Origin of the sequence: Aquabacterium sp., assembly GCF_014378415.1 — a bacterium.
In the GTDB taxonomy this organism is placed as follows: Bacteria; Pseudomonadota; Gammaproteobacteria; order Burkholderiales; family Burkholderiaceae_C; genus Aquabacterium.
Window position 1 is genome coordinate 1 of the sequence record NZ_JACMNS010000169.1, and the last position, 4,295, is coordinate 4,295.

At 61.8% G+C, this 4,295-nt stretch carries 6 protein-coding genes; 4 read left to right on the forward strand and 2 right to left on the reverse strand.

What is annotated here, in order from left to right; genetic code table 11:
* On the reverse strand, positions 1-270 hold a 270-nt coding region (locus H7225_RS15020), incomplete at its 3' end, for a spore coat protein U domain-containing protein (protein ID WP_290663223.1).
* A gap of 187 nt (positions 271-457) precedes the next feature.
* Here H7225_RS15020 and H7225_RS15025 point away from each other — a divergent pair.
* The 4 genes from H7225_RS15025 to alkB all read left to right on the forward strand — a co-directional run bounded on the left by H7225_RS15025 (position 458) and on the right by alkB (position 3,981).
* Complete coding sequence (locus H7225_RS15025; protein ID WP_290663225.1) at positions 458-2,437, forward strand: ATP-binding cassette domain-containing protein; 1,980 nt, start codon at positions 458-460, stop codon at positions 2,435-2,437.
* A 22-nt stretch (positions 2,438-2,459) separates the two neighbouring features.
* A complete protein-coding gene (locus H7225_RS15030; RefSeq protein ID WP_290663227.1) occupies positions 2,460-2,918 on the forward strand; it encodes a MarR family transcriptional regulator in 459 nt (152 codons plus the stop codon).
* A gap of 133 nt (positions 2,919-3,051) precedes the next feature.
* On the forward strand, positions 3,052-3,315 hold the full coding sequence (locus H7225_RS15035; protein ID WP_290663229.1) for a hypothetical protein: 264 nt from the start codon (positions 3,052-3,054) through the stop codon (positions 3,313-3,315).
* A gap of 30 nt (positions 3,316-3,345) precedes the next feature.
* Positions 3,346-3,981, forward strand: coding sequence for a DNA oxidative demethylase AlkB (alkB, locus tag H7225_RS15040; protein ID WP_290663231.1), 636 nt, complete (start codon positions 3,346-3,348; stop codon positions 3,979-3,981).
* A gap of 94 nt (positions 3,982-4,075) precedes the next feature.
* Here the strand turns inward: alkB and H7225_RS15045 are convergent.
* On the reverse strand, positions 4,076-4,295 hold a 220-nt coding region (locus H7225_RS15045; RefSeq protein ID WP_366481613.1), incomplete at its 5' end, for a hypothetical protein.

Consider the following 4,295-nt stretch of genomic DNA (forward strand, 5'->3'; position numbering starts at 1 on the left):
CACACTGGCCCCACCGGCATTCACCTCGGCATCGAGACTGACGGTGTAGGTGGAGCCATTGGTGCACGTGACCAGCGCAGCGCCGGTGGCGTCGTTGGCTGTGCCACTGGCGGGGTTGTAGGCACCAAAGCCCACATTGGATGTGGCCGCCGTGCACGTTGAGGCTACCGCGGCGGTGACTGTGAACGTGCTGGTTGTAGTGGTCGAAGTCGCCGACTGGGCCACCATCGCCGCGGCTAGCAAGACCGATAGTTTGATCTTCAGTTGCATTTTCGACTCCATTTCTACAAGCCAGACAACCGCTGCATCACAGGGTTCTTGTATGGTTGTCGGACATCTGCTTACAAACTGTAGCAAGCGGTGACCATCATCCAGACATGCATCGCCATCCGCGGGTTTAACCGGGCTTGTTACACTGCCGCGCCGCCCTTGGCCCAATTGAGTTCACCCGCGCCCCATGATCGTTATCAAGAATATTTCCCTGCTCCGTGGTACCAAAGCGGTCCTACAGCAGGCCAGCGCGACCTTGCATCCCGGAGAAAAGGTGGGGCTGATCGGTCGAAACGGCGCAGGTAAATCATCGCTGTTCTCCTTGCTGGCAGGGCGTCTGCAGCCAGACGCGGGTGATGTTGAAATCCCCGCCTCGTGGCTCAAACCGGGCGGCTTGGCGGAAGTGGCGCAAGACATGCCGGAAACCGAAGCCCCGGCCACCGAATACGTGCTGCAAGGCGACGCCCGCTTGATGCAGGCCCGTGCCGAACTCGACCGTGCCGAGCACGAAGGCGACGGCAATGCCATGGCCGAAGCGCATGCCCTGCTGGCCGAGGTTGGCCATTTCGACGCGCCCGCCCGTGCCCAAGCCTTGCTGCTGGGACTCGGTTTCGCCATTGAACAGCTGGAAGCACCCGTCAACAGCTTCTCAGGCGGCTGGCGGATGCGCCTGCAATTGGCGCGCGCGCTGATGTGCCCCTCGCAACTGCTGCTGCTGGACGAGCCCACCAATCACTTGGACTTGGACGCCCTGGTCTGGCTGGAAGCCTGGTTGCAGCGCTACGAAGGCACGATGATCGTCATCAGCCACGACCGCGAATTCCTCGACGCCATCACCAAGGTCACCCTGCACCTGGACGAGGCCAAGCTCACCCGCTACACAGGTGGCTACACCGCGTTTGAGTTCATGCGCGCCGAACGCATGAACCAACAGTCAGCCGCGTTTTCCAAACAGCAAGACCGCATCGCCCACCTGAGCAAGTTCATCGAGCGCTTCAAGGCAAAGGCCTCCAAGGCCAAGCAGGCGCAAAGCCGCGTCAAGGCCCTGGAGCGCATGGAAAAGATCGCCCCCGTGCTGGGCGCCGCTGATTTCGACTTCGAGTTCCGCGAACCGCAAAGCCTGCCCAACCCCATGTTGGCCATGTCCGACCTGGTGTGCGGCTACCGCTCTGAAGAAGGCCGCGACACGGTCATCGTGAATGACATCAACCGCTCGGTCATGCCAGGCCAACGCATCGGCATCCTGGGCGCCAACGGTCAGGGCAAATCAACCCTGGTCAAAACGCTGGCCCACATGCAGCCCCCCATCTCTGGCACCGTCACCGAAGGCAAGGGCCTGAGCATTGGTTACTTTGCCCAGCAGGAGCTGGACGTGCTGCGCCTGGACGAAGGCCCGCTGGAGCACATGGTGCGTCTGGCCCGCACGCTTGGCCCTCAAGGCCGCGAGCAAGAGCTGCGCGATTTTCTGGGCAGCTTCCGCTTCACCGGCGAGATGGTCAACCAGCAAGTCGGCCTGATGAGCGGCGGTGAAAAAGCCCGCCTGGTGCTGGCCTTGGTGGTGTGGCAACGCCCCAACCTGCTGCTGCTCGATGAACCCACCAACCATTTGGACCTGACCACCCGCGAGGCCCTGAGCATGGCGCTGAACGGCTTTGAAGGCACCGTCATGCTGGTCAGCCACGACCGCGCCCTGCTGCGCGAAGTGTGCGATGAGTTCTGGCTGGTCACGCATGGCGGCGTCCAAACCTTTGATGGCGACCTGGACGACTACCAGAAGTGGCTGCAAGAGCAAAGCAAACAGGTGGCCCAGGCCGCCCGCAAGGCGCGCGATCAGAACAAGCAGGCCGTCAAGCAACAGCAGGTCAAGGCCGCGGCCAAAGAGTCGTCCGGCGATGAACGCAAGGCCCATCAAGCGGCCCGCCAGAAACTGCAAGAGCAAGCCAAGCCTTTGAGAAACGACCTCAAAAAGGTCGAGCAGCAAATGGCCACCTTGACCACCGAGCGTGACGATCTCACCACCGCGCTGGGTGACGCCAAACTGTCTGCCACGGCCCGAGCCGACCAAGGCAAGCGCCTGAAAATCGTCAGCGACCAGGTCGAGGTGCTAGAGCACCGCTGGCTGGAAATCAGCGAATCCATCGAAAAGCTCAATCCCGACGCGGCTTAGGCTTGATCGCTACCATAGCGTCATGCCTGATGCCAAACCACCCAGTCCATCGGACGACCCGCTGAGCCTGGATCGCCAGCTTTGCTTTGCCTTGTACTCGGCATCGCTGGCCATGACCAAGCTCTACAAGCCGCTGCTGGCGCCCCTGGGGCTGACCTACCCACAGTACTTGGTGATGATGGTGCTGTGGGAGCACGCCGACCTCACCGTCAATGACCTGGGCCAGCATTTGCAACTGGACTCGGGCACCCTCACCCCCTTGCTTAAACGGCTGGAGGCGGCTGGCCTGGTGCAACGCCAGCGCGATCAGGAGGACGAGCGCCGCGTGCGCATCACCTTGAGCGCATCAGGTCGGGCGCTGAAAGAGCAGGCGCAGTCCATTCCCCAAGCCGTTGGGTGCCAGATGGACATGACGAAGCAACAGTTGGTGTCCTTGCGCACCACCTTGAGCGAATTGCGCGACCGTTTGAACCCGGCTTGAACGTGACATACCCACGTTAATTTCATTGAAATCCGCAACGCCCCTTTGCATTGGGGGGGCCACCTCACCCATGCCTGCTTGGTTCTGAGAAGATGAACACATTGTTACTAATGGGCCAATCGTGGCAACTAACATGTGGATCCCGGAATCGCTGTACAAAATGCTGCCCTTCATCTACGCCTTGGTCGGCGCGGCCTTGATCCCTGTTTTTGGGTTCAGCGGCCCCAGCATGTGCAGCGCGATCTTGCTGCTGGCCGCCTCCGTGCTGACCACTTTGTGGCGCTACCGGCCGCAGGATGAGACCCCCAAGGCCTCAGCAAGCCTCAGCGCTCGCGACGAGTGGGAAAAGCGCAAAGAGCAACGCACTGAAAACATGCCGGTTGACGGCTTTCAGTGAACGGCCAAGCCCGCCGTAAACTGAGCGGTCATGAGGCCGCCATCATCCCTGTTTGAACCCCAAGCCAATTGCATCGAGCTGGCCGAGGGGTTTTTTTGGTTGTCAGCCTTCGTCGACACCGCCCCCCTGCTGGCGCAGATCGACTTGATCGCGGCCCAGGCAGCTTTCCGGCACATGCAGGTCAGCGGCGGCAAACACATGTCGGTGGCCATGACCAACTGCGGTCCTTGGGGCTGGACGTCTTCCAGCTCGGGCTACCGATACACCCACACCGACCCGCTCACCGATCGCCCCTGGCCCGCCATGCCGGACAGCTTCATGGCCTTGGCACAGAACGCTGCGGCCACGGCAGGGTTTGAAAATTTCGAGCCCGACGCCTGCCTGGTCAACCGCTATGACAGCGGCGCGGCGCTGGGCGTTCACCAGGACCGGGACGAGCAAGACCTGGGGCAGCCCATCGTGTCGGTCTCCATCGGCGCAGCGGCGACCTTCCAGGTGGGTGGCCTGAAACGATCAGAGCCTTTGCGCACACTCCCGCTGCACGATGGCGACGTGCTGGTCTGGGGTGGCCCATCCCGCCTGCGTTTTCATGGCCTCAAGGCGCTCAAACCCATGGCGGGCGGGCTCGACACCCGCCACAACTTAACCTTCCGCAAAGCGAAGTGAAGCCCACAAGTTCGCGGCGCAACAGTTCGGCCCAGCGCGCTTCATCCCCCATGACAACACCCCATCGTTGGTCAGAAGGCCTCAGTGTTCGCGCTCAATGCTGGCCGCGCACTCCGCCTCTTGCTTTCAAACTCTGATCAGCGGCGGCGATCTCGCGGTCCATGCTCTGGATACATTCTTGCATTTGGGTGCGACACCGCTCGATCAGTGCGGGCATGTCGTCCAGGCTCAGCCCGGCGGTTGGGATGGGTGGCAGCGAGCGCACCTTCACCGTGCCGCTGTGCCAGCGGTTCAGGTGCATGTGGTTTTTGTAG